Consider the following 25,024-nt stretch of genomic DNA (forward strand, 5'->3'; position numbering starts at 1 on the left):
TTCGAGTTTTTGACATGCAGAAATCGGCCTTTTATGCCGATAATGTATAAGTAGAAATGACTTCTGGCCAGAAGATTGCTTTCAGTCTGCTAGCGGCGCTCGCGCTGTTTGCGGTTTTTGTCTTGAGTTTAAATTCCAGATTGTTTAAAACGCTGGAAACCAGATTTTATGCTCAGTCAAAAATCGAAGAAAACACGGGTCAGCTAGATAAGATTTCGGAGAGCTGTGATTCATACATTTCGGAAATTCTCTCTTTAGTTGAAAAAGGTGACAATGCCTGGACAAAAAATGCCTCGGTGCGCTCATATTATGTCCAGAATCCTTCGGAAAGTGACGTAAATACACGCCGAAAGCTTACGGAAACACTTTTTTCAGATATTCCAGCCCTCAGTGGTATAAGAATTGTTGATAAGAACGGGCGAAACGTTCATTACAGTTCTTATGATGATACGGATTTACTGAAACAAAGCGGAATATCCAAAATCTACAAGAATTACAACGACATTATAAAAGACGCAGGTGAAATTCCGTTTGAGCAGCTTCAGAAAATCACAAGTGAAACAAAAACTGTTCTCCTTTGTGATGAAAACCGTTCCCGTCTTATTATCAGCGTTCCATTCTGCTGGGTAGATGGTATTTATTCTGGAATTGCTCTTTTCTATCTGAATCTGAATGAAGTTGAAAATGAACTTATCCGTCGGGATGTAGTTTCGATGGGTAGGGGACTCACTCTTTATTCTGATGATGATTATAACGGCGGATTTGTCCTTGATATTCCGCGTGGAACTAAAAATGAGTTCCGTACTCCGTTTATCAGCTACTGGAAGGCCAGAAGTGAAGTTTTACGTGGCGGAGATGCAGTTCAGCAGCCGCAGAAGCTTCTTGCAATGCCGGACGGCCGTTATTATGTGAGCCTTTCAAGTAACAGAATTGGAAAAATACGCATAAGTTCTGTATATACAAGTGATATTTTTGAGCTCTCTGCAGAAATCAGAATCCTCATTTATATCTGTATTTTTATTTCGATTCTGCTTGTAGTATTCTTGATTTTCAGTTTTATCCGTGATCCTATGGTTACACTTCAGAAGCGCATAAAAAAGATTCAGCTGGAAATTGTTGAAAACTATATTGATGGAAAAGAAAAACGCGAGTGGAATGATGTAGCACGTCATCTCCGCCAGCGCAGAAATGATTTAAGTGATGAAATTATAAAGAGTCTCCCTGTTCATTCAAAGAAACGCCGAAAAGAGCTTTCTGATTATCTTGAAAAGAATTGGGAAGATATTTTTGCGATTTTTGAGAGTAAAGCAGGGGAAAGTACTGGAACTGCAGGAACATCGGCAGCTGCAAATGCTTCTGGAACAACTGAATTAACTGGTGCATCAATTGCAGAAATCCGCCGTATGCTTGAAGAAGTTCTTCAGAACAGAAATATTGTAATGCCTGTTGCAGCAGCCGGGACAGGTGCCGTTGCAGGGGCTGCAGTGAGTGCGGTAAAAGCTGTTAAGACTCCAGTACAGGCCGATGAAGTTGAAGAATTAGATGATGTTGATGAGCTTGATGATGCTGAAGAACTAGATGAAGTTGAGGAACTTGCTGACGATGTAGAAGACCTCGCAGAAGATGTTGATGAGATTGATGAAATCGAAGATCTTGCAGAAGACGTTGATGAGATTGATGAGGTCGAAGAGCTTGCCGAAGATGTCGAGGAGCTTTCAGAAGAAGCCGAGGTAACTGACGAAGTCGAAGAGCTCGCAGAAGACAGCGATGTAACTGAGGAAGTCGAAGAAGTTTCTGAAGAGGTCGAAGAAGAACTCGAAGATGCAGACGAAGTAGAAGAACTGGACGAGGTAGAAGAACTCGATGAACTCGACGAAGTTGATGAGGAACTCGAGGCTCTTGATGAAGAAGAACAGGAAGAAAAATCAGAAAGAATTAAACTTGAAGCATACTTAAAATCTCTCGTAGCTCCAGAAAGAAAATATAGAACATCTAATGAAACATTCTTTGCATCAGAAAAATTCCCAACAGTAGAAAATCTCTATGCAGAAGAGCTCAAACTTGGCGATTTCAGTCCATATTTTGTATCTGGGTCAGATACTATTGATATAAAACTCTATCCAATTCCTGAATATAATCAGCCGGAAGTGGCAGAAACTGCACAGCCGGAGACATCCCCACAGGAAAATCAGGAAACTCCGGTAGAAGAACTTTCCGAAGAAATACCAGATTATCTTCCGGAACCAGATTTCTCAATGATATCTTTTGGTGAAAATATTGATCAGGAAATTCCAGAACTCGAAGATGCTTCTGCAGAATCAAATAAAACTAAAGAAGTAATCGTAGAAAATGACGGTGTATTCAGTATTTCAGAAGGGCTTGAGTATTCAGGTGTTGTTCAGGATGCTGATTTTAAAAAACTGGTAGATTCTATTCTATAAATACCTACTTGTACTAAATCCCGCATAGAATTATAATAATTTCGTTATTTTTTTTTAACGGAAGGTTTCTTATGACATTGGAGATGCTTGATAAGGCTGTGCGCCGTGTACCTGATTTCCCAAAACCAGGAATTCTTTTCTATGATATTACAGGAGTTCTTGTAAATCCTGATGCTCTTAAATTTTGTATTGAGCAGATGATTGAAAAATATAAGGATGTTAAATTCGATGCAGTTGCAGGTGTAGAAAGCCGTGGTTTTATTTTTGCAGCTCCATTTGCAGAAAAGCTCGGAATTCCTCTCGTATTGATTCGCAAAAAAGGAAAGCTCCCTGGAGAAACATACCAGTGCAGCTATTCTCTTGAATATGGTACTGCAACAATAGAAGTTCACAAAGCCGACATTAAAAAAGGCGGACGCTATCTTGTTGTAGATGATTTAATTGCTACTGGCGGCACGCTCGCAGCTGCCAAGAACCTGATTGAGCAGGGAGGCGGGGAAGTAACTGATTTCTTTGGCGTTATCGGTCTTCCCGCATTAAATTATAAGTCTGTTCTTGCACCTTGTAATGTAACAACACTCATTAACTATGATGGTGAGTAAACTTAATTTTTCAGGAACTGACTTATGATTAAATTACCAAGTAAATATAAAGCAATTCTCGGAACTCGTGAAACCGAGCATGCAATTGTTGCAATAAAAGATTTCTTCCAGCTGGCTTTGAGTACAGAACTCAACCTTACACGTGTTACTGCACCTCTTTTTGTAGATGCTGGAAAAGGAATTAACGATGACCTCAACGGTGTTGAGCGCCCGGTAAGCTTCCCTGTAAAAGATCTCGGGGATGCAAAAATGGAAATCGTTCAGTCACTTGCAAAATGGAAGAGACTGAAGATAACTTCACTCGGACTTGAACCAGGCTTTGGTATCTATACTGATATGAATGCCCTCCGCCCTGATGAAGAACTTGATGCAATTCATTCTATATATGTAGACCAGTGGGACTGGGAAATGGCAATCGATCCAAAAGACCGTACTGTTTTCTATCTTCATGAAATTGTAAAGAAGGTTTACCGCTGTATTCAGAGAACAGAGTTCTTCCTCTACGACCGCTATCCACAGCTTAAACCAATTCTTCCAAAAGATATTAAGATTTTTTATGCAGACGATTTGCAGAGACAGTATCCAAAGCTGACTCCAAAAGAGCGCGAGGATAAGGTTGCAAAAGAGTACGGTGCTGTATTTATTACAGGTATAGGCGGTAAACTTGATGATGGAACTATTCACGATGGACGTGCTCCAGACTATGATGACTGGATTACTGAATGTGGAGACGGACACCGCGGACTTAATGGAGATATCCTTGTATGGAACCCTGTTCTTGAAAGAGCATTCGAGCTTTCTTCAATGGGTATTCGTGTAAGTCCAGAAAGTCTTAAGGCTCAGCTTGAAGAACGCGGCTGTCCTGAACGTGCTAAGTTTGAATTCCATTCACGTCTTCTCAACGGAGAACTTACACAGACTCTCGGTGGCGGTATCGGCCAGTCTCGTCTTTGTATGTTCCTGCTCCGCAAGGCTCACATTGGTGAAACTCAGGTAAGCGTTTGGACAGACGAAATCAAAGCTGACTGTAAAAAACACGGAATAGAACTGCTCTAGTTGAAGAAATGAAAGAATATAAATTTAAGGCAGAGGAACTGGAAGCTCAGATTTCGCACCTTACAGAAAAGGGCATTACTGAGCTTTCCGTAACCGATGAAAAGGTTTCCCGTGATAAAAATAAACTCCTCCGCCTTATGAAGCTTGTGGCACAGCATGCGCCACAGGTTTTTGTTTCTTTTTTAGCTGAGGCTTCTGTAATTGACCGCGAGGTTATTGCAGCGGCCTCTAATATTTTCTGTTCTTTTGATATACCTCTTGTCTGTACGGAAAAAGGCGGACATCTTCTTTTTGATAAAAAATTCTACGCAAATAAAGCTAGACTTCTCAATGAAGCTGGCCTTGTATTTGGTTTCCATCTTACTTATGCGACAGTTCCTGGTGATTCGCAGAAACTGTTTATGGAACGTCTTGATTTTGCAGTTCAGCAGTATCCGAACCATATAGATTTTCCGCAGACAGAAAATGAAGAAGTAGAAGCTAAGGTGAGCGGAACTTTTTCGGCTGCCGATATCCGTTACTGCCGTGACACTGCATTTGCATGCAGAACATTCTATACTGCGGGCCGTGCAGTTCCGTGGTTTCTTTCTATATTAAAGCCACTTCGTATATACCCGTCACGCTTCTTTTCAGATTTTGCAGAATGGCAGCGTGTGAACAATTGCAGTTATAAGAGTGGTTTTGTTCCTGAAGCAGAAAATCATAAATCCATAGAAAAAATGCAGCTGCTTTTTCTTGATGAAAAATATGAAGAAAAGCACTGCCATAATCTTATAACCTTAATGCATGATATTGTTGTGATTAACGGTGCAATGTCCCGTCTTGCCGGAGAAGGAGAGGAATCAGAGATAGAAACTTCCTATCATCCTGATGATCTTCTTGGGCCAGAGGCTTGTGACCTTACCGCCTTTGCAGAAGATGTCTGTATGGAACAATGCAGGGTAAAAATATTTTCTAATGGCGAATATCCGGATTATGAGATAAAATAGAACCTAAGGAGAGGGTTTTGTATAACGTAGCAGTTCTGGTTCATAATTTTGCGGTTGAATATGCAGATCAAATCCTGCATGGAATATACCGTTATTTCTCTGATAAAAAAGATGTCCGCGTTTTCTTTGCGCAGACTAGAACTCCTCATATTATTGATGGCCTTTACGATTACCAGTGCTGGGCATCTGTTGAATATCTTACATCAAAAGTTATTGATGAAGTAATAATTGTTTCTAATACATATTGTCTTTACAGAAGTCGTGATGAACTGAAAGAGCTCTTTAGACCGTTCTTTTCAAAAAAAGTTATTTCAATTGGAATGGATTTTGATGAGCCTGGTGTTTATTATACAACTGCTTATTGTGATTCTGTTTACGACGAAATTGTCGGACATTTGAAAAATGAACATGGCTGTACAAAAATAGCTTTCTTTTCTGCAAATAAAATACAGTCGCAGGAAGCCGAAGAAAGATTTAAGGCTTTTAAAAATGCCCTGAAAAAACATAATCTGGAATTCCATGAAGAGTGGGTGCTCAACGGAGCCTTTACAAGATCCTCTGCCAGAGCAGAACTTGAATCAAAATATCACAAAAAAGAAGATATCGAATATGAAGCAATAATCTGTGCAAATGATCTTATGGGAATGGCCGTTCTGGATTATTTTTCAGAACTGGGAATAAAGATTCCTTCTGAAATGAAGGTATTTGGTTTTGATAATACTTCCCATTCAATTCTCTGTGTACCGACACTGGCTACAGTTGATCAGTCAATTGAAGAACAGGGGTATGCTGCTGCAGAATTCGGAATGCGGTTGCTAAAAGAAGAAGGTACTGATTTTCCAAAATTTGTTAACACAGAACTAAAGGCTGTTTACCGCCGTTCCTGTGGTTGTGAAGATTTTCTGGAGCAGAAGAAAAGAGATGTCTTTAATGCGGCTGTTAGTCATTATGAGGAAGTTCGCCGGGTTGGAAATCTTTTTGATGTAATAAAAGGTACTTCAAGTTTGAGCGATTTTGCAGAATCCTTTAAATCTATTGTAGATACTTCAGGATTTTCTAAACTGGTTGTATTTGTATTGCGTGAACCGGTAACTGTAATGCGCGAAGGTACTTTTAATATGCCGGATGAAGCAAGACTCCTTTTGCGGGTAGATACTAAAAATGGAGATGCTGATTATTTTGAAGAAAACGAATATATCAATATAAAAGAATCTCTTTTTAATCGTGAGAGAATGCAGTCAAATCCAGGATGCTATATTTTCCAGCCGGTAATTATGGGAACAGTTCAGTATGGTTATCTTTTCTGTAAGGCAGAGAGAACTGATTTTGGAATGAACAGTATTCTCCTTAAGGTAATTACCAGTGTTATTGTTCAGGCTTACGATTATACAATGACAGTGAATCAAAAGCGTCTTCTGGAAACAATGAATAAGGAACTTAAGGAACGTAATTATGACCTTAGCATCAGTTCAAAAACAGATGAGTTAACACATCTGTTAAATCGCCGTGGTTTTATGGAATATGGTCAGAAACTGATTTTCTTTTCTGATGAGGTTGATACGAATGGTATTGTGTTCTTTGCAGATTTAGACTGCTTGAAAACTATAAACGACAAATATGGTCATGAAAATGGAGATAAAGCAATTATTGCTGCTGCGGAAGTATTAAGAAAAACCTTCAGAAAGATTGATATAATAGGCCGCTTAGGTGGTGATGAATTTGGTGTTATTGCTTCTGGAATGGACATTGCCTTTCTTGATAAACTCCGTGAAAAAATCGATAATATCTGCGTAGAAATCAGTGAAAGAAATAATTTAATCTTTAAGCTTTCTATGAGTATCGGAGCAGCACGTTTTAGTCCAGAATATAAAGATTTAAATGAGCTTCTGATGATGGCAGACCAGGATCTGTACGAACAGAAGAAAATACACCATGCAAGAATCAAAAATTAAATTAGAATCAAATGGGGGAGAACGGCTTGATTCTTTTCTTCGTCGTGAGTTACCGCTCGCAGCGAAGATTGAAGGAGATTTTTCCAATTCAAAAATCCGCCGGCTTATAATGGCGGGCACAATTCAGGTTAATGGCAGGGTAGTGAACCGTCCGGCCTTTGAATTAAGAGGTAAATCCAGTATTGAAGTTCGCTTTGATCCTGAACGTTTTTTTTACGAAAAACAGCCTGATGATGTTGCTTTTGAAATGTCGGATTCTTCTATATTATACGAAGATGAAAATCTGATTTTTGTTGATAAACCTTATAATTATCCTGTTGAACAGACAATTACCGGAAACCGTGCAAATCTTCATGATGCAGTTGTAGATTATTTATGGAAGAGAAATCCTTCTCTGCGTAACCCGCCGTATGTGGGAATCATGCACCGTCTGGACCGCACAACCAGCGGAGTTATTCTGTTTACTAAAACAAGAGCTGTAAACGGTGCAGTTTCAGAACTTTTCCAAAGTCATGACCTGACAAAGCAGTACCTCGCCATAGTAGAAGATAAAAAAAATGTAGAAAAATCTTTCACTGTAGAAATGTATATGGGCCGAATCACCGGAAAATCCCGGCAGGGCAAATGGGGTGAAGTGCCGGACTGCCGAGGAGGCCAGTACTCTAAAACTGATTTCCGCGTCCTCAAAAAAATCACTGTAGAAGGCCGCCCGTGCCTTCTTATAGAATGCAGTCTCCACACTGGCCGTACTCACCAGATTCGCGTTCATCTCGCAAGCCGCGGCCTTCCCATCCTCGGCGATACATTATATGGTGGTACACCTGCAAAAAGACTGTATTTACACTCTGAAAAGCTTACGTTTTCATTGAATAATAAGCAATATTATGTAGAATCCTCTATAAAAATATAAAAAAAATCTTAAAAATTTATTGACGTTTTAAACATAAAATTAGTAATTTATAATATAGAAATCATTTTTCACGGTGGAAAACTAATGGCTGAAGAGAAAACAGAACAAGCTGAAAATCAGACTGAAGAAAAAGCAACTTCTCAGGAAGCTGCTGCTGATTCACAGACTGCGGATGCTGCTCCAGAGTCGGATAAAGCAGAAGAAAAGAAAGAACAGACTCCAGAAGAGCGCATTGCTGCCCTTGAAAAAGAAAATGCTGATCTTAAGGATCAGCTCTTGCGCCGCGCTGCAGACTTTGATAACTACCGCAAGCGCATGATGAAAGAAAAGCAGGACACTTACGACTACGCAAACGCCGGACTTTTGGGCGACCTGCTTGACAGTCTTGATAATTTTGACCGTACAATTGATGCTGCAAAGGACGCAAAAGATGCAAAATCAATCGCAGACGGAATCAAAATGATTAACAAGGCTCTTGTTAAAATGCTTGAAGACAAATATGGTCTTGTTGGTTACGGCAAGGAAGGAGATGAATTCAATCCTGACGAGCACGAAGCAATTGGCCGTATGGAAGATGAAAAGGCCAAGAAGGAAACATTGGCTCAGGTTTATCTCAAGGGCTACAAGCTCAAGGATAAAGTTATTCGTCACGCTAAGGTAATGGTTAAGGTACCAAAGGCGTAAAATAAAGCTCGTCATTGCGAGCCGAAGGTGAAGCAATCCATTTATAGATTGCCACGTCGCTACGCTCCTCGCAATGGCAAAAGAATTGTAAATTACAAAGCGAGGTAAATAAAAATGGGAAAAATCATAGGTATTGACTTAGGAACAACAAACTCTTGTGTTGCCGTAATGGAAAACGGTGAACCAGTAGTAATTCAGAACTCAGAAGGTGGACGTACAACTCCTTCTATCGTAGGTTTCACAGCTAAGGGAGACCGCATTGTTGGTGCACCTGCTAAAAACCAGATGGTAACAAATCCTAAAAACACAGTTTACTCTGTAAAGCGTCTTATCGGACATCGCTTCAGTGAACTTCAGGGTGAAGCAACAAAGCTTCCATATACAATTATTGATAACGGTTCAGACTGCCGTGTAGAAGTAGAAGAGGGTGGAGCTAAAAAGCGCTACTCACCTCAGGAAATTTCAGCTTTCATTCTTCAGAAGATGAAGAAAACTGCTGAGGACTACCTCGGAACAGAAGTAACAGACGCTGTAATTACTGTACCTGCTTATTTCAACGACTCTCAGCGCCAGGCTACTAAGGATGCTGGTAAGATCGCCGGTCTTAACGTTCAGCGTATTATCAACGAACCTACAGCAGCTTCTCTTGCTTTCGGTTTCAAACAGGATCAGGACAAGGAAAAGACAATCGCTGTATACGACCTTGGTGGTGGTACATTCGATATTTCTATCCTCGAACTCGCAGACGGCGTATTCGAAGTAAAATCTACAAACGGTGATACACACCTTGGTGGAGATGACTGGGACCGCGTTATCGTAAACTGGCTCATCGACGGCTTCAAGGCTGATACTGGTATTGACCTTTCTAAAGACCCAATGGCTATGCAGCGTCTTCGTGAAGCAGCTGAAAATGCTAAGATTCAGCTTTCTTCACAGACTTCTACAGATATCAACCTTCCATTTATTACAGCTGATGCAACAGGTCCAAAACACCTTCAGAAGTCTTTGACTCGTGCTCAGTTTGAACAGATGACAGATGACCTTTACGAAAGAACAAAGGAACCTTGCCGCAAGGCTCTCCAGGATGCTGGTATTACAGCAGACAAGATTGACGAGGTTCTCCTTGTTGGTGGTTCTTCTCGTATGCCAAAGGTACAGGAAGTTGTTAAGGCAATCTTCGGAAAAGAGGGTAGCCGTGCTGTAAACCCAGATGAAGCAGTTGCAGTAGGGGCCGCTATTCAGGGTGGTGTACTCCAGGGTGATGTAAAGGACGTTCTTCTTCTTGATGTAACTCCACTTTCACTTGGTATTGAAACAATGGGTGGCGTATTCACAAAGCTCATCCCAAGAAATACAACAATTCCTACAAAGAAGAGCCAGATCTTCTCTACAGCTGCTGATGGACAGACTGCCGTATCAATTCACGTACTCCAGGGTGAACGTGAAATGGCTGATCAGAACCGTACACTCGGCCGCTTCGACCTCGTAGGTATTCCAGCCGCTCCTCGTGGTGTTCCACAGATTGAAGTTACATTCGATATCGATGCTAACGGTATTGTTCACGTATCTGCTAAGGATCTTGGAACCGGTAAAGAGCAGCACATTCAGATTACTTCTTCTTCTGGACTTTCTGATGAAGAAATCGAGAAGATGGTTAAAGATGCAGAAGCAAATGCAGCTGCAGATAAGGCTAAACGCGAAGGCGTTGATGCACGTAACGAAGCAGACAGTTTGATCTATGCTACAGAAAAGACACTTAAGGATCTTGGAGACAAGGTTGATGGTGGCGAAAAGCAGAAGATTGAAGATGCAATGGCAGCCCTCAAGCAGGCTATGCAGGGCGACAATGTAGAAGACATCAAGGCTAAGACAGAAGCTTTGAAGCAGGCTTCTTACAAGATCGCTGAAGAACTCTACAAGCAGCAGGCAGCTGCAGGCGGAGCTCAGCCAGGTGCTGACGGTGCCGCTGGTGCAGATGCTGGAGCTGGTGCTTCAGATGCAGGCGCAGAAAACAAATCATCTGGCTTCAACAAAGGCTCAGCAGACGACGTTGAGTACGAAGTAAAGGATGAAAAATAAAGCCTAAAATCGAAAATCCGTTAAAAACCGGGCTGCGACAGCGGGCCGGTTTAGGATTATCGAAAGAATGGCTCAAGCAGCGAGACTATGCGAGCCGCAATTTTTTTATTATTGGATAAATTATCATGGCAAAACGCGATTATTACGAAGTATTAGGTGTTGATAAATCAGCTGATCAGGATGCAATTAAAAAGGCATACCGCAAGCTTGCTGTAAAATATCATCCGGACCGAAATCCAGGAGATAAATCTGCCGAGGAAAAATTCCGCGAAGCAACAGAAGCATACGAAGTTCTTTCTGATGCAGAAAAACGTCCTATTTACGATCAGTACGGTTTTGCCGGTCTTGACGGAATGGGAGCTGGTGGCGGTGGTGGAGCACAGTATTCACATGCTTTCCACGACTTCTCAGACCTCTTTGGTGGAGCCGGTGGTGGCTTCTCTGATATTTTCGACAGTATTTTCGGCGGTGGCTTTGGCGGTGGTTCACGCAGTTCAAGAAGCAGTGGTCCTGCAGCTGGTGCAAGCCTCCGCTATGACCTTCATATTCAGTTTAAGGATGCCGTATACGGTACAACAGCTGATATTCATTTTAAGCACAATGAGCCTTGTGAGGCTTGTAAGGGTAGTGGTGCTGCTGCCGGTGCTTCTAAAAAGACTTGTCCTACCTGTAATGGTATGGGCCAGGTACGCCAGGGCAATGGTTTCTTTACTATTCAGCAGACATGTCCTAAATGTGGCGGTAAAGGTACTATAATTGACAAACCTTGTCCAAGCTGCCGCGGAAAAGGTATTCAGGAAAAATCTAAGCAGATGTCTCTTAAGATTCCTGCCGGAGTTGATAACGGAAAGCGTATCGTAATCCGCGGAATGGGTGATGCCGGAGAAAACGGTGGACCAGCAGGAGACCTCGTAGTTGTATTACACGTAGAACAGCATCCATTCTTTGAAAGAGACGGGGCAGACCTCTACTGTGCTGTACCAATCAGCATTGCTCAGGCTGCTCTTGGCTGTGAAATCACTATTACAGCCCTCGATGGCAAGAAATTAGCAATTAAAATCCCAGATGGCACTGCAAACGGCAAACTTCTCCGCATTAAGGGCGAAGGTGTTCCAATGAGCGGTTCTTCTCGTAAGGGTGATTTGTACGTTAAGATTATGGTTCAGGTTCCAACTCATCTTTCTTCTAAACAGAAGGATCTGTTGAAGCAGTATATGGATCTGGAAAATCCTCCTAAGGAACCAAATCTCCTTAATCTTTCAAAACTCGGTGATTAACCGTATTTATTGAACTTTTTTCCAAATTCCTCCGATAATATGATAGAATAGTATCATTCTATTTAAAATTTACAGTTAGAAAATCAGGGGTAATCATGTATAAAACCAGGAAAAGAGCTGTCCTTATCTCTATAAATGTTTTGACTATAATATGTTTTGTTGCGGCATGTCTTATGCTTTTGCCGCAAAAAACAACAGAAGGTTTTTCTTGGATAACGCTTTTGGTTGCGTTTATTGTTTTCTTTGCTACGGTGTTCTGGGGCAATAGATTCCGTTCATTCCTTCTCGCAAAGGTTAGGAAAGATACTCTTGAAACAGGTGAAACTGTTATTCTTAACGATTTCATTAACCGTCTGCGTTTCTGTTATTCCCTTGATGACTTTTACGTTGTAATTGGTGATGTTCTTGAAAAGCAGGGTGACTGTTCTGTACTTCTTATTGATCGTACTAAAAACTACATTCTTTACAACAGTCCAAACAGAACTTCAACTTCTGATACTGTAAGAAATAAGCTTGATCAGCACTTTACTGAACAGTGGCCGGATGGTTTCTACTTTTTTCGATCGCCACATTGGTGTAACTACAAATTACCGTAAGGCACGCGGATTTTTTATGTGCTGCGACGGATATCATCTTTATGTTTTCTGCCGTTATACAAGACTTTTTGACCTCGATGTATATAAGAGACTTCTGGAAGAGTACAAGCGTTTTGTAAGCCGTTCACGTACAATTACAACACTTTCTGAAATTTCTGCTACAACAAAGGAATGGGAACAGCTGGCTGAAACACAGCAGTCATTCCTTCCACAGAAGATTCCAAACATTCCAAAGCTCAAAATTGCAACTTACTACCGTCCTCTCGTAAACGTATCGGGAGACTACTTCTCAATTCTTCCAATTGATGCTTCAAAGACACTTCTCATGCTTGGAGACGTATCTGGTAAGGGACTTCCTGCTGCCCTCATCATGGGTTTGGTTATGAACACTGTAAAGATTATCGAAGACAAGGAAGATCTTGTTGGTGTGCTTCATGCAATCGATAAAGCGATTAAGGGAATGCACCTTCAGGATAAATATACTGTATTGTTCCTTAGTATTATTGATACTGAAAAGATGCGTATCCGTTATATCAACGCTTCCATGTCTGATCCTATTATTCTTTCACCTTCGCCAGATGGTTACCGAATCAAGCCTCTTACTTCAAATGCTTCGCTCATCGGTATTCTTGATGTTGGTGATGTTAATGTTGCAGAAAAACGTCTTTTCCGTGGAGATACCATTCTGATGGCAACCGACGGTGTATCGGAAGTAATGGATGAAAGTGGTGTAGAGCTCGGTGATACAGATATCTATAAAAAGACCCTTATGGCTGGTGCTGCAAAAGAGCCTCAGCAGATGGTTGATGATATTGTAGACCTTATCATGAAATACAATGGCGATAAAAAACTTCATGATGACGTTACAATGATGATTGCCAAGGTAGGTTACTAATATGATTTATATTATTCTTAATATTGTTTGTGCACTTTTCATAATTTTCTTTACACATCTTATAGATACTAAGACAAAGTCAGATAACCTTGGAGTTTCTTCTTTTTCTGTTGCCATGCTTGTTACTGCAATAGAATCAATTCTGTTTGTTCTCGTACTTATAATGCGCTATACGAACTTTGAAGCTCTTATAGTTCCTGTTATGCGTATTTGTCTGGCATTGGATGGAATTGCCTTTGTAATTGTCAGTTTTGGTATTTTTGAAATTGGAAGACCAAGAAAATATCTGATTACATCATTGATAAAATATGCTCTTGTTTTATTTGCAGTAATTATTTCATTCTTTCAATTTACAACAATTGATGTTTCCTTTGAACATGGAATTGTTATTGCATCAGAGTATCTGATTCCTGCTCCTGCCAGAGAGTTTTTTCCTCTGACCTGGACATCTTTGTTTACAAATTTATATCGTTATGTAATTCCTATCACAGGAATGCTCTTCCTGGTAATTCTTCAGGAAGATAAGAATGCTACTCAGCTTGAAAAATATCAGACCTCAGTAATGGCAGAAGGTATTCTTTTGATGTGGGCAATTAACCTTGCAATTAAGTTTGTATCTACATCAGCTCCAGCCTTCTCATTGCTGTATATGTACTCATACCTGTTCATGTATGTTGTATTCTACATGGCTCTTACAAAGATTTCAGTTCCTTCTGGAAAGGCAATGTTTGTTACATTGTTCAAATCATTGGTATCATATATTCTTCCTGCAGTTGCTGTAGGTGTTCTTTCTATGTTTTTACAGCCTGCAACCGGCGAATATACAAAAGTCTTTATTGCTCAGTTTATTGCTTATTCTACAGTTGCTGTTTTGTTCTCTCTGTGGATTAGTTCTGTACTTTCTTCATCGTCAAGACTTTATACAGCAGATTACGAAGCTTCTCTTGAAAAGGAACTTGCTAAGATTGACTATAAAGAGAGTGAAATGGACCAGATTACAGCAAAGATGTTTGAAATCATGCGAAGAAACGTTGAATCTTCATCGATGACCGTATACATTCTTTCTGGCCAGAACGAACTTGATGTTGCTTATTCTTCAAATAATATGAATATTAAGATTCCGTTAAACAATCCTATGTTTGATGCACTTCTTAATATCAACAAAAGTATTGTTGTAAAGAGTCAGATTGAAAAGCAGCATGATCTTGCCGTTGCTCAAAAGGAACTTGAAGCTTTCTTTGCTCATACAAAATCAGATGCTCTGTTTATTTTGAACGAAGGTCATAACATCTTTGGTATTATCACTCTTGGTAAAAAGGCCAGTGGTGACCACTATAAGGAATATGACTACAACGTATTTGTAAAGCTTTACTCATACTTCTTCGTATTCGGTTACTACATGCGTAACATTTCAAATAAAGATGTATTAGGTGTCGTAAACCGGGAAATTAAGATGTCTTCACAGATTATTACTTCCATCCAGGAAAACATTGATCATGTAAAGACTCCAAAGGTTGATATAGGATACATGATGGTTCCTGCTCACAACATTGGTGGTGAGTTCATTGATATGATCCGTCTCACAGAAAAGCGACACCTCTTTGTAGTAGGTGACCTTTCTGGAAAGGGTATTGCGGCTTCCATGAACATGGTCATCTTAAAGTCCATCATCCGTTCTTATCTTGCCGAAGTTCATGACTTTAAGCAGCTTGTTGTTAAGCTCAATACCTTCGTAAGAGATTCGCTTCCAAAGGGAACTATCTTCGCTGGTTTGTTTGCACTTATTGATTTTGAAACTGATACGATGTATTACATCAACTGTGGTATTCCTGCATTGATGATGTATACTCAGGTTTATAATAACGTAATTGAAATTCAGGGTAGTGGACACGTTCTTGGATTCGTAAAGGATCTTACACCTTATGTTTCTGTAAAAACTACAAAGCTTAATCATGGTGATATCATCATGGCTTGTACTGATGGTTTGATTCAGTCACACTCACTTCGTGGTGAACAGTTTGGTAAAGAGCGTGTTCAGCAGGCTCTTCTTGATAACTCAACTTATCCTGCACAGCGTATGGCTCAGTTTACTTTTGAAGGTCTTCTTAAGTTTATGTCTAAGGAAATGGAAGATGACGTATCTATCCTCGTAATTAAATATGAGGGACTTCCAGAAGAGAAGAAGGAAACTGTTGAAGCACCGGCAGAAGGTGAGGCTGTTGAAGCAACTGAGGCTGCTGCTGAAACTACAGAGACTGTCGAGGCTCCTGCAGAAGAAACCCCGGCTGAAGAGCCAGTAGATACACAGATGGATGCAGTCGCAGATGAAACTGTAACTCCAGAATCTGCAGCTGCAGAAATGGCTGCTGCGGCAGAAGCAGCTGCTGTTGAAGAGCCTGCAGAGAAAAAGCCTGCAATCCCAGTTGATGATATGACAATGCCGGAAGGCTTTGAAATGCCGGATTTAAGCGATCTTGATGCAATGATGAAGGAGGCTGGTTTATAATATGGAACAGTTATCAATTGTAGAAAAAGACGGTGCAAACTACCACCTGTACGAACTCGAAGGCGCTTTGAATGCCTATACTATCGGTGAATTCCAGAACATGCTTTATGACGCTGTTCATAAAAACAATATTGTTCTTGATATGTCAAAACTTGTTGAACTTGATCCTGCAGGAATAGGATTCCTTATGGCTGCTTTCAACGATAGTGAAGATGTTGGTCATAAACTGTATTTTATGTCGATGTCGAATGAGGCAGAGAAGGCGATTTCTGCGACGGGGTTTAAATACTTATTCAACCTTATAAATTCGGTGACTGAGGTTAATTAGTCGGCTCATATAAAAAGAAATCCGTCTGCGGGTCCCAGCGACGGAAAAAAAAGCAAGGTATCCCCCATCATTCGCTTACCCACGCTTGCTTCGCTCGCGTGGCCGCTGATGGTTCCCCCTTATCATTTTTTGCCTGCGTCCCACAGACGGATTCCTTTTTATAAGGTCAGTAATCTTAATTATTCCCCGATTTGTTCGGGGAATAATTATTTAACTTCCGGCTTATTTAACGACGATGTTAACCAATTTATCTTTTACGACGATACACTTTACAATTTCGTGACCATCTGTAAATTTCTTTACTCCGTCACGAGCGAAAGCGATTTCCTTAAGACTGTCGTCTGAACTGCCTGGGGCTGCTTCAAATGTATCGCGTTTTTTACCATTAACCATTACAACGATTGTCTTTACATCATCCTTAGCAAAGTCTTCGTTGATCTTTGGCCAAGCCACGTAAGCGATAGTCTCTTTATTTCCAAGTTTTTCCCAGAGCTCTTCGCCGAGGTGAGGAGCGTAAGGTGAGAGTACCTTTACGAAGTCGCTCCACATTGCCTTTGGAACTTCAGGAAGCTTTGAAAGCTCGTTGATGAAGATCATCATCTGGCTGATTGCTGTGTTGAAGTTTAATGTTGCTGTATCATCAGTTACCTTTTTGATCGTCTGAGCAAAAGTCTTGCGTGCGCTGATGAGAGCCTTGTCTTCGAGCTTACCTGTGATGTCGATATCAGCCATTGGCTTTTCGCTTACTGACCATACCTTTTCGAGGAATCGGTGAATACCAACAATACCCTGTGTTGCCCATGGCTTACTCATTGTAAGAGGTCCCATGAACATTTCGTACATACGTACTGAGTCAGCACCGTATGCTTTAATTTCATCATCAGGATTTACTACGTTCTTTAAAGACTTAGACATCTTTGCAACAATCTGCTCGAGTTCTTCGTTTGTTGCTTTCTCGTAGTATTTTCCGTCTTCGCGCTGTTCAACTTCATCAACAGGAACCAGAGTCTTGTTCTTTCTCTGGAAAGCAAATGAAGTGATCATACCCTGGTTTACGAGGCGCTGGAATGGTTCTTTTGTAGAAACAACTCCGATATCATAAAGTACCTTGTGCCAGAAGCGGGCATAGAGGAGGTGAAGAACTGCGTGCTCAGCACCACCAATGTAAAGGTCTACAGGCATCCAGTACTTTTCTTTTTCCGGTGCACAGAAAGCCTTGTCGTTGTGTGGATCGAGGTAGCGGAGGTAGTACCAGCAGCTTCCGCCCCACTGAGGCATTGTGTTTGTTTCTCGCTTAGCAGGTTTACCGCACTTTGGACACTTGCAGTTTACCCATTCATCAATTGCGGCAAGTGGAGATTCTCCTGTTCCTGTTGGCTGATATGATTTTACCTCAGGAAGCTTCAATGGGAGCTCTTCTTCTGGAACTGGAACTGTTCCACAGTCTGGACAGTGTACCAGAGGAATTGGTTCACCCCAGTAGCGCTGGCGGCTGTATACCCAGTCGCGGAGTTTATAGTTAATAGCCTTGCGGCCGATTTTCTTTTGTTCGAGGAACTCGAGCATCTTTGCAATTGCATCAGCTTTGTTCAAACCGTCGAGGAACTCAGAGTTTACATGGATTCCATCCTGAGTCCAAGCCTGAGTCTGTACATCAACTTCGCTCTTCAAAACTTCGATGATTGGAAGATTGAACTTCTTAGCGAATTCCCAGTCGCGGTCATCGTGAGCAGGAACTGCCATGATTGCACCTGTACCATAAGAAATCAAAACGTAGTCTGCAATCCAGATTGGAATGAGTTTTCCGTTTACAGGGTTGATTGCGTAGCTTCCAGAGAATACACCGGTCTTGTCTTTTGCAAGGTCTGTACGCTCAAGGTCAGATTTCTTAGCAGCTGCTTCCTGATAAGCCTTAACTGCATCAGCCTGTTCAGCAGTTGTGATTTCAGGAATGATTTTGTGCTCAGGGCTTACTACCATGTAAGTAGCTCCGAACAATGTATCGCAGCGAGTTGTATAAACTGTAAGTTTATTATCAGTTGGTTTTCCGTCTTTGTCAGCTACAGTGAAAGTAACTTCAGCACCTGTTGATTTACCAATCCAGTTGTGCTGCATTGCCTTTACACTTTCCGGCCAGTCGAGACCTTCGAGGTCTGCATCAAGGCGGTCTGCATAATCAGTAATCTTCAAAATCCACTGACGGATTGTCTTATGAGTAACTTCTGCACCACAGCGGTCACACTTTCCGTCTTTTACTTCCTCGTTAGCAAGACCTGTCATACAAGAAGGACACCAGTTGATTGGAGTCTGTGCTTCGTATGCCAATCCTTTTTTGTAGAGCTGGAGGAAAATCCACTGTGTCCATTTGTAATAGTCTGGCTCACAGGTAGAAACGCAGCGGTCCCAGTCATAAGAGAAACCAAGCGACTTAATCTGCTGTGTAAAGTGTTCAATATTTGCGTTAGTTGTTGTCTTTGGATGTGTTCCAGTCTTAATAGCATAGTTTTCTGCAGGAAGACCGAAAGCGTCATATCCCATAGGGTGAAGAACGTTGTAACCGTTCATACGTAGGTAGCGGCAGTAAATATCAGTTGCGGTATAACCTTCAGGATGTCCAACATGTAGACCAGCAGCACTTGGATACGGGAACATGTCCAGTACATACATGCGTTTCTCTGGTGGAAATTTTTCATCCTCAGTTGCCTTAAAAGTTTTGTGTTCGTCCCAATACTTCTGCCATTTAGGCTCGATGGACTCAAATGGATACTTACTCATACACGCCTCACATTTTTTGGGGAGTCTCAAATCCAGGCTCCCATTTGGAATAATGCATCTATTATATAAAAAAAATGAATTCGTGAAAATATAAAATAAAAAATAATAAATTTTGTAACCTTAGGGGATTTTACCTATTATTTAATATAACTGCAGAATTACAGCAGTTATAAAAACAATAGCGAGGTTATATATGCGTAAAAGAACTATTTCTGTCTTATTGTGCTTATCAGTGCTATTTGGCTGTAGTGCTTCACTACAAAAGGAAAGGGATTCTGAAAGAGGGGAAGAACAAATAAGAAGTGTTCACCCTGATTTAGAGTTTAAGGATTCCGAAAAGATTATTTTTAATCCTGATATGGGATTCTATAGTGTCGTAAAGGCAATTGTTACAAAAGATAATATTACAATAAAAAGTAGTTATAAAAATCGACTTGAGAATCATAATCCGATTTGTACTGATGGAGTTTACCCTGAAGATAATGAAGTTCTGAATACTGCAAGATTTGATCAGCTGCTTATAGAGTTTGATATAAGTTCTTTTTCAACAAGAAATGATGGAACTGAAAGTCTTAATGGAGAAAAGGTTCATCTGCCGGTAGATGAAATTAAAGATGTTTTAAATCGTGTAAAAGCTGCAGGAAAAACAGCTTTAATTCGTTTTGCATACGATCCAAATTTTGAAGGTGATGGAAAAACTCGTGATGTTGAGCCTGAAGATTTTGGTTTAATTCTCACTCATGTTGAAGATATCTGCGAAGCAGTTAAGGATTATGCGCCGGTGCTTACAGGTATTCAATGTGGAATGATTGGCCCTTGGGGTGAAATGAACTTTACTACTTATTCTAAAAAAATGAAAAAAGCTGATTTTGAAAAGTATGATTATGATTTCGAATTAGAGCTTGATTCAATACCTGATAAAAATGATGAATATATTGAAAACGGATATCTTGTTCTGGTTATGCGAAAGTTTACAAAGGAACTAGAAGCAAATAATTGTGATGTTCCATTGTTAGTTCGTCAGCCAAGATTTATTTATGATTATATCAAACGAAGAAATTCAGATTTTGATTTTGATTGTGAGAATGTTCCTGCATTATATAAACCAGATTCATCTGATAAAGAATTTTACAGACTGGGACTTTATAATGACGGTTATCTTGGTTCAGAGTCTGATTCTGGAACTTTTACCATAGATCGTGCTCAGGAAACTGCTTTTATGGAGGCCTTTACAAATCACACTCCTTATGGCGGTGAATTGATCGGAAACTATAACTTGAAATCAGGTAATTGTAATTCAATGGTTGAAATGTTTACAAATCATCTTTCAGTTTTGAATATAGGTTATAAAGAATCTGTTTTCCGTGAATTAAATAAGTTTAATTATAAAAATGAACCAGCCTTTAAATATCTGATTAAGCATATGGGCTATCGATATGTCCTAACAGATGTACTTTTAGAATATCCTGAAAATCTTTCTGAAATGGATATAAATCTTACTTTTATAAATAATGGTTTTGCAAATCTTCCTTATCACAGAAAAAAGGTGATGACTGTGCTTTTTGAAAAAGATGGCGAAATCGTTTTTGAAAAGAAAGATCCAAATCTTGTGTTTGATGGAAAAGATAAAAGTTTTGTTTTGAATACATCAAAACTACCGGAAGGTAGTTATGCAATATACCTCAAAATTTCTGATTTTGACGGAAACTATCCAATTCAACTTGCAAATAAAGATCTTTGGAATTCCGATCTGAAAGCAACAAAAATTGGAGAAATTTCAAAATAAAAAATTAAAAAAGTAAGCGTGACAAAAAAACTTTTTACTAAAATGGAGAATTTTTTATGATTAAGAAAATTTTACCTGCTACTGTTTTGAGCTTATCTTTGATAAGTTGTCAAATGGGGTTAAAGAATTTTGGTGGCAGCGATGATGCAAATTTTGTGCAGAATCGTTCATCAAATGCTGCAACAAATAGTGATAATGGAATCGAGATTTCTTATGATGAAAATAATGTTTATTTAAGATTTAATGATGAACAAGACTCAGATGAAATTCAGATTTATATTAATACTGATGGAAATAGTGCTACAGGTTTTCAGTCGTGGCATTGGAACTGGAATGTTAAAACAGGCGCTGAATTCCTGATAGCGACTGGAAATAAAAAAAGTTTTACACTTTCCAGTTATACAAACGATGGTGCTGATTGGCCATGGTATTGCAAGTCAGTATATGATAAAAATAATTCAGACGATTTTTCATGGAATATCGATGGTTCTACTGTAACTTTGAATATTGCTTTATCACTTCTTAAAGAAAATGAAAAACAACCTTCCATATCAGATTTAAGTTTTGGTTGTGTTATGCTTAAGGGGGGGGATGTAAGTTCAGTTTTGCCATCTAAGGATGAGTTTACAAAGTATACTTTCAAAGATGTGGAACTTACCGATTCAAGAATCAAACTTGCTTATGACTGCAAATATTTGTATGTAAGTGTTGATGGATTTGACAAAAATTCTTATCTTTTTATAAATACAGATTCCAAAACTACTGGCTATACAGGTGCAAACTGGAAAAATAGTGGAGTTGATTATTTTATAAATAATGCAAAACTATATAAATTTGCTGACGGACCTTGGACTTTAGATCCAAATTATATTGTCAAAGATATTAAAATAGATACTGATAAAAAAATTTTGACAATAAGTCTTGCAGATCTGGGAATAAAATCTACTGATATTAATAACTTAAGTTTTGCGTATGATGAAGGAAGTGTTCAAATCCCTTCTTATGGTGGAGATTTTGCTTCTGTAAAAGCTGCTGTAACAGTTTCTGAAAAGACTGTAAATTATGAAGAAGAGTATGGTTCTAAAAATTTTGATTTCCAATGTTCAACAATGATTAACAAAGGTATAATTATTCCTGCGTATATTGAGTTACCAAAATTAAAAGAAGGTGTTGAAAATATATCCTCATTTGATGATTTTGAAGATGATGTACGCAAAGAGATGTGGGAAGTTTTAGTAGAAGCAGCTGGTAGTCGTAAAGATAAAGACTTCTTTGTCGTTGTAAATAGTGCTCACAGTGGGCCATTTACTACAAAAGCCGATGATACCATTAAAGATTATTTTACCCCTGAAGGGTGTAAATTGGGAGATAATCAATCTCATTTTGAGATGGCAGAAGAAGATAAAAATTGGAAAATTGCTAAATTCTGCTATAACGAAATTAAAAAATACGGTGGTAAAATTATTGGCTATGTACATACATGTGATTCAACAACAGTGGGACTAGATAAATGTGCAAAATTTACAAAATCAGCTGATGGAAAAGATTTTCACTATTACGGATTCCGAACTATTTCTGATGTACAGGCTGATATTATTGGATGGTATGAGGGACTGAAAGTTAATGATGAAGAGTCCTTGCTTGACGGAATTTGGCTCGACGAATTTTATCCAAGATATGAACTTATGACAGATTCTGATCCTGAAGATTGGAGAATTGTTTTGCCATTTCCAAATGAAAATATGCTTTATAGTCCAACACAAGTTAGAGACGAGTTTCCAAATAAAGATGCATTGTTAGATTCTTTTGGTGGCTTTGCTCAAATGGAACCATATGGAGGTTATTATTGGCAGATTTGTAAGGCAATAAAGGATAAGTATCCTGAGTTGATTAAAATCGGAAATGCAGGTGCTGCATTAGAGAATAATCAATTGGCCTATGGTAAACTGGTTGATATTCTTGTATGTTTTGAAGCTGACTATATAAAAGCTAGTGGACAAGTTTTAAAGAATGGTGCTACAGATGCTGCAGGAATAGCTTCAAAAAAACTGGCTTTAATTCATGGAGTGCAAGAAGATTCTTTGACAAATTTAATTTATAAAGTACTTTATGAAGGTGATAATGTGTATAGCCATGTCTGTGTAACAGATCGAGGATATGGAACATCAGGAGAAGCTAATGTTTGGGGCGGTCTGCCAAGCTATCTAAAAAAAGAGCTCGAATACATCGTTACAAACTAACTAAAACCAAAAAATAGAACAAATTTAATTCTAACAAAAAAATCCCCCTCTGATCGTCACGCCGGAGGGGGATTTTTTTGAACGTTTCTAATCTTGACAAACTGTGTGATTGATACTAGAAAGAAAAAAAGTGTAAAAATATCAATTAAAATCTGTGAAAATCTAAGAAAAAGTGAATCCAGAAAGAAGTTAATTAAATTTAACTTTTAAGACATATAGATAGGAGTAAAATATGTTAGACAAGTGTAAGAAAATCTTTTTTACTGATTTTTTTTGTATTTTATTGTTAACTGGATGTGATAACTTAAATCTTTTTAAGGCTGATGTTTCTAATGTTAAAGAAAATGAAATATGTTATGTAAAGCAATCTATTAATTATGAGGACTCAAATGAAATAATTTACAATCCTGATATGGGGTTTTATAGCGCTGTAGATTTGCAGGTACTTTATGATGGAGTTGATAATCTAACTTCAAAATGTAAGGAAATAAAAAAAACAGCTTCTAAATATTCTGGTTCATATTCTTCTGGTGCAAAATTTGATTTACTTCATTTGAAGTTTGATTTAAGCGCCTTTTCTGATAATGCTATTCGTGCTATTGATGATAATGGAAAAACAACTAAGGGGAACACTGGAGATTTAACTCAGGAAGCGCTAGATGGAATTGAGCAGATTTTAAAGGCTGTAGAAGATGCTGGAAAAACCTCAATAGTTCGCTTTTGTTATGATTATAAATACCAGGGACAAAAAAAATATGCGGATGAAAATAATAAGGTAATTATTGATAATCTTGTAAAAGCTACTGGGAATCAGAAAAAGGATAGTAATGGATACAGATTATATACAAATTCTAAAGGAGAGACAGTATACGCAGATGTAGAGCCAAATCCAGAAGATTTCCAGACTATTATAAATCATATTAATGTAATAGCTCCACTTCTTATTAAACACATGAATTCAATTACAGCAATTGAATGTGGAATGATAGGCCCTTATGGAGAGATGCATTCTACAACATTGGCAAAAAATAAAGGTTCTGCAGAATATGGATATATTATTGAAGTTATGGATGCTTTCTTAAAAGCTTTAGGTAATACAAAAATTCCATTTTTAGTTCGTCAGCCTGCTTTCTTAAAAGCTTATATTAGTTCCAACGAGAATAATGATAAGTTCGGTTTGTATAATGATGGTTATCTTGGTTCTGGTTCGGACCTTGGAACTTTTAAGGAAGATAGAAAGACTGAAATTGAGTATTTGATGCCTTTTACAGAAAAAACTCCTTATGGTGGAGAGTTATGTTATGATGATGGTTCTAATGAAGGATTGTGGCGAGCACGTTTTCTAAATGATACAGTAGATGAAATGTATAAAGTTCATCTATCATTTTTGAATATTGGTTGGAATCATCATGTTCTTAAATGGGCTGATTCAATAAATTCTTACTACAACGAAGATGGAGTCGAAATTAATGATAAAAATCTTGTTGATATAGGAGACGGAAACGAAGAAAGATTTTTTCAGTATCTCATAAAGCATATGGGCTACCGATATGTTCTGATTGATTCTAAAATTGGTATGGATAATGAGAAGAAACATTTAGGATTTAAACTGACATTCAAGAATAATGGATTTGCAAATATTCCATATCACAGAGAAAAGATTATGACTGTGATTTTTGTAAAAGATGACGAAAAGGTTTCGGAACAGATTGTATCAAATCAGATTTTTGATGGAAAAGAAAAAGAGTTTTATGTTAGTATATCGAATTTACCACAAGGTGAATATCAAGTTTTCTTAAAAATATCTGATAGTAATGAAGACAAGAGTTATCCTATTGAATTAGCAAATACAGATATTTGGGATAATACCTGGAATGCTAATGAAATAGGATCAATTATAAAATAAAA

The 25,024-nt window shown here is 38.9% G+C and carries 17 protein-coding genes; 16 read left to right on the top strand and 1 reads right to left on the bottom strand.

Annotated elements, in window-relative coordinates; genetic code table 11:
• Positions 1-140: 140 nt before the first annotated feature.
• The 13 genes from AABJ44_RS04255 to AABJ44_RS04315 all read left to right on the top strand — a co-directional run bounded on the left by AABJ44_RS04255 (position 141) and on the right by AABJ44_RS04315 (position 16,315).
• A complete protein-coding gene (locus AABJ44_RS04255; RefSeq protein ID WP_338370671.1) occupies positions 141-2,441 on the top strand; it encodes a hypothetical protein in 2,301 nt (766 codons plus the stop codon).
• Between the two features lie 71 nt (positions 2,442-2,512).
• Positions 2,513-3,043 (top strand): adenine phosphoribosyltransferase, encoded by a 531-nt coding sequence (locus tag AABJ44_RS04260; protein ID WP_022931078.1) that lies wholly within the window; start codon positions 2,513-2,515, stop codon positions 3,041-3,043.
• A 24-nt stretch (positions 3,044-3,067) separates the two neighbouring features.
• Entirely contained in the window at positions 3,068-4,099 is a 1,032-nt protein-coding gene (asnA, locus tag AABJ44_RS04265; protein ID WP_338370673.1) for an aspartate--ammonia ligase, read from the top strand.
• A gap of 8 nt (positions 4,100-4,107) precedes the next feature.
• Positions 4,108-5,088: a hypothetical protein gene (locus AABJ44_RS04270; protein WP_338370674.1), complete on the top strand. Its 981-nt coding sequence runs from the start codon at positions 4,108-4,110 to the stop codon at positions 5,086-5,088.
• Positions 5,089-5,105: 17 nt separating this feature from the next.
• Positions 5,106-7,040 carry a diguanylate cyclase gene (locus AABJ44_RS04275; RefSeq protein WP_338370676.1) on the top strand — a complete coding sequence of 645 codons (1,935 nt, stop codon included), beginning with the start codon at positions 5,106-5,108 and terminating at the stop codon, positions 7,038-7,040.
• Complete coding sequence (locus tag AABJ44_RS04280) at positions 7,021-7,950, top strand: RluA family pseudouridine synthase (RefSeq protein ID WP_338370678.1); 930 nt, start codon at positions 7,021-7,023, stop codon at positions 7,948-7,950. The genes AABJ44_RS04275 and AABJ44_RS04280 overlap by 20 nt, the downstream gene beginning before the upstream one ends.
• A gap of 84 nt (positions 7,951-8,034) precedes the next feature.
• Positions 8,035-8,634 carry a nucleotide exchange factor GrpE gene (locus AABJ44_RS04285; protein ID WP_074643025.1) on the top strand — a complete coding sequence of 200 codons (600 nt, stop codon included), beginning with the start codon at positions 8,035-8,037 and terminating at the stop codon, positions 8,632-8,634.
• Positions 8,635-8,748: 114 nt separating this feature from the next.
• On the top strand, positions 8,749-10,713 hold the full coding sequence (gene dnaK, locus AABJ44_RS04290) for a molecular chaperone DnaK (RefSeq protein ID WP_338370679.1): 1,965 nt from the start codon (positions 8,749-8,751) through the stop codon (positions 10,711-10,713).
• A 125-nt stretch (positions 10,714-10,838) separates the two neighbouring features.
• Positions 10,839-11,990 (top strand): molecular chaperone DnaJ, encoded by a 1,152-nt coding sequence (gene dnaJ / locus AABJ44_RS04295; RefSeq protein WP_074643020.1) that lies wholly within the window; start codon positions 10,839-10,841, stop codon positions 11,988-11,990.
• Positions 11,991-12,085: 95 nt separating this feature from the next.
• Entirely contained in the window at positions 12,086-12,586 is a 501-nt protein-coding gene (locus AABJ44_RS04300) for a hypothetical protein (RefSeq protein WP_338370680.1), read from the top strand.
• Complete coding sequence (locus tag AABJ44_RS04305; RefSeq protein ID WP_338370681.1) at positions 12,534-13,481, top strand: PP2C family protein-serine/threonine phosphatase; 948 nt, start codon at positions 12,534-12,536, stop codon at positions 13,479-13,481. Before AABJ44_RS04300 ends, AABJ44_RS04305 begins: the two co-directional genes overlap by 53 nt.
• 1 nt (position 13,482) lies before the next feature.
• A complete protein-coding gene (locus AABJ44_RS04310; protein ID WP_338370683.1) occupies positions 13,483-15,987 on the top strand; it encodes a PP2C family protein-serine/threonine phosphatase in 2,505 nt (834 codons plus the stop codon).
• 1 nt (position 15,988) lies between these two features.
• Positions 15,989-16,315 (top strand): STAS domain-containing protein, encoded by a 327-nt coding sequence (locus tag AABJ44_RS04315; RefSeq protein ID WP_074643013.1) that lies wholly within the window; start codon positions 15,989-15,991, stop codon positions 16,313-16,315.
• Positions 16,316-16,537: 222 nt separating this feature from the next.
• Here AABJ44_RS04315 and leuS read toward each other — a convergent pair whose 3' ends face one another.
• Positions 16,538-19,090 (bottom strand): leucine--tRNA ligase, encoded by a 2,553-nt coding sequence (gene leuS, locus AABJ44_RS04320; RefSeq protein ID WP_338370685.1) that lies wholly within the window; start codon positions 19,088-19,090, stop codon positions 16,538-16,540.
• A 358-nt stretch (positions 19,091-19,448) separates the two neighbouring features.
• Between leuS and AABJ44_RS04325 the strand changes: the two genes are divergently transcribed.
• The 3 genes from AABJ44_RS04325 to AABJ44_RS04335 all read left to right on the top strand — a co-directional run bounded on the left by AABJ44_RS04325 (position 19,449) and on the right by AABJ44_RS04335 (position 25,022).
• Positions 19,449-20,876 (top strand): DUF4832 domain-containing protein, encoded by a 1,428-nt coding sequence (locus AABJ44_RS04325; protein WP_338370687.1) that lies wholly within the window; start codon positions 19,449-19,451, stop codon positions 20,874-20,876.
• A 56-nt stretch (positions 20,877-20,932) separates the two neighbouring features.
• Positions 20,933-23,116 (top strand): hypothetical protein, encoded by a 2,184-nt coding sequence (locus AABJ44_RS04330; RefSeq protein ID WP_338370689.1) that lies wholly within the window; start codon positions 20,933-20,935, stop codon positions 23,114-23,116.
• Between the two features lie 232 nt (positions 23,117-23,348).
• A complete protein-coding gene (locus AABJ44_RS04335; RefSeq protein WP_338370690.1) occupies positions 23,349-25,022 on the top strand; it encodes a DUF4832 domain-containing protein in 1,674 nt (557 codons plus the stop codon).
• The last annotated feature ends 2 nt before the right edge of the window (positions 25,023-25,024 follow it).

Origin of the sequence: Treponema bryantii, assembly GCF_036492245.1 — a bacterium.
In the GTDB taxonomy this organism is placed as follows: domain Bacteria; phylum Spirochaetota; class Spirochaetia; order Treponematales; family Treponemataceae; genus Treponema_D; species Treponema_D bryantii_C.

What these genes read in the sequence shown, in the direction of transcription:
- AABJ44_RS04260 (WP_022931078.1), top strand. Translation starts at nt 2,513, where the DNA reads ATGACATTGGAGATGCTTGATAAGGCTGTGCGCCGTGTACCTGATTTC.
- asnA (WP_338370673.1), top strand. Translation starts at nt 3,068, where the DNA reads ATGATTAAATTACCAAGTAAATATAAAGCAATTCTCGGAACTCGTGAA.
- AABJ44_RS04270 (WP_338370674.1), top strand. Translation starts at nt 4,108, where the DNA reads ATGAAAGAATATAAATTTAAGGCAGAGGAACTGGAAGCTCAGATTTCG.
- AABJ44_RS04280 (WP_338370678.1), top strand. Translation starts at nt 7,021, where the DNA reads ATGCAAGAATCAAAAATTAAATTAGAATCAAATGGGGGAGAACGGCTT.
- AABJ44_RS04285 (WP_074643025.1), top strand. Translation starts at nt 8,035, where the DNA reads ATGGCTGAAGAGAAAACAGAACAAGCTGAAAATCAGACTGAAGAAAAA.
- dnaK (WP_338370679.1), top strand. Translation starts at nt 8,749, where the DNA reads ATGGGAAAAATCATAGGTATTGACTTAGGAACAACAAACTCTTGTGTT.
- dnaJ (WP_074643020.1), top strand. Translation starts at nt 10,839, where the DNA reads ATGGCAAAACGCGATTATTACGAAGTATTAGGTGTTGATAAATCAGCT.
- AABJ44_RS04300 (WP_338370680.1), top strand. Translation starts at nt 12,086, where the DNA reads ATGTATAAAACCAGGAAAAGAGCTGTCCTTATCTCTATAAATGTTTTG.
- AABJ44_RS04305 (WP_338370681.1), top strand. Translation starts at nt 12,534, where the DNA reads ATGGTTTCTACTTTTTTCGATCGCCACATTGGTGTAACTACAAATTAC.
- AABJ44_RS04310 (WP_338370683.1), top strand. Translation starts at nt 13,483, where the DNA reads ATGATTTATATTATTCTTAATATTGTTTGTGCACTTTTCATAATTTTC.
- AABJ44_RS04315 (WP_074643013.1), top strand. Translation starts at nt 15,989, where the DNA reads ATGGAACAGTTATCAATTGTAGAAAAAGACGGTGCAAACTACCACCTG.
- leuS (WP_338370685.1), bottom strand. Translation starts at nt 19,090, where the DNA reads ATGAGTAAGTATCCATTTGAGTCCATCGAGCCTAAATGGCAGAAGTAT.
- AABJ44_RS04325 (WP_338370687.1), top strand. Translation starts at nt 19,449, where the DNA reads ATGGGATTCTATAGTGTCGTAAAGGCAATTGTTACAAAAGATAATATT.
- AABJ44_RS04330 (WP_338370689.1), top strand. Translation starts at nt 20,933, where the DNA reads ATGATTAAGAAAATTTTACCTGCTACTGTTTTGAGCTTATCTTTGATA.
- AABJ44_RS04335 (WP_338370690.1), top strand. Translation starts at nt 23,349, where the DNA reads ATGTTAGACAAGTGTAAGAAAATCTTTTTTACTGATTTTTTTTGTATT.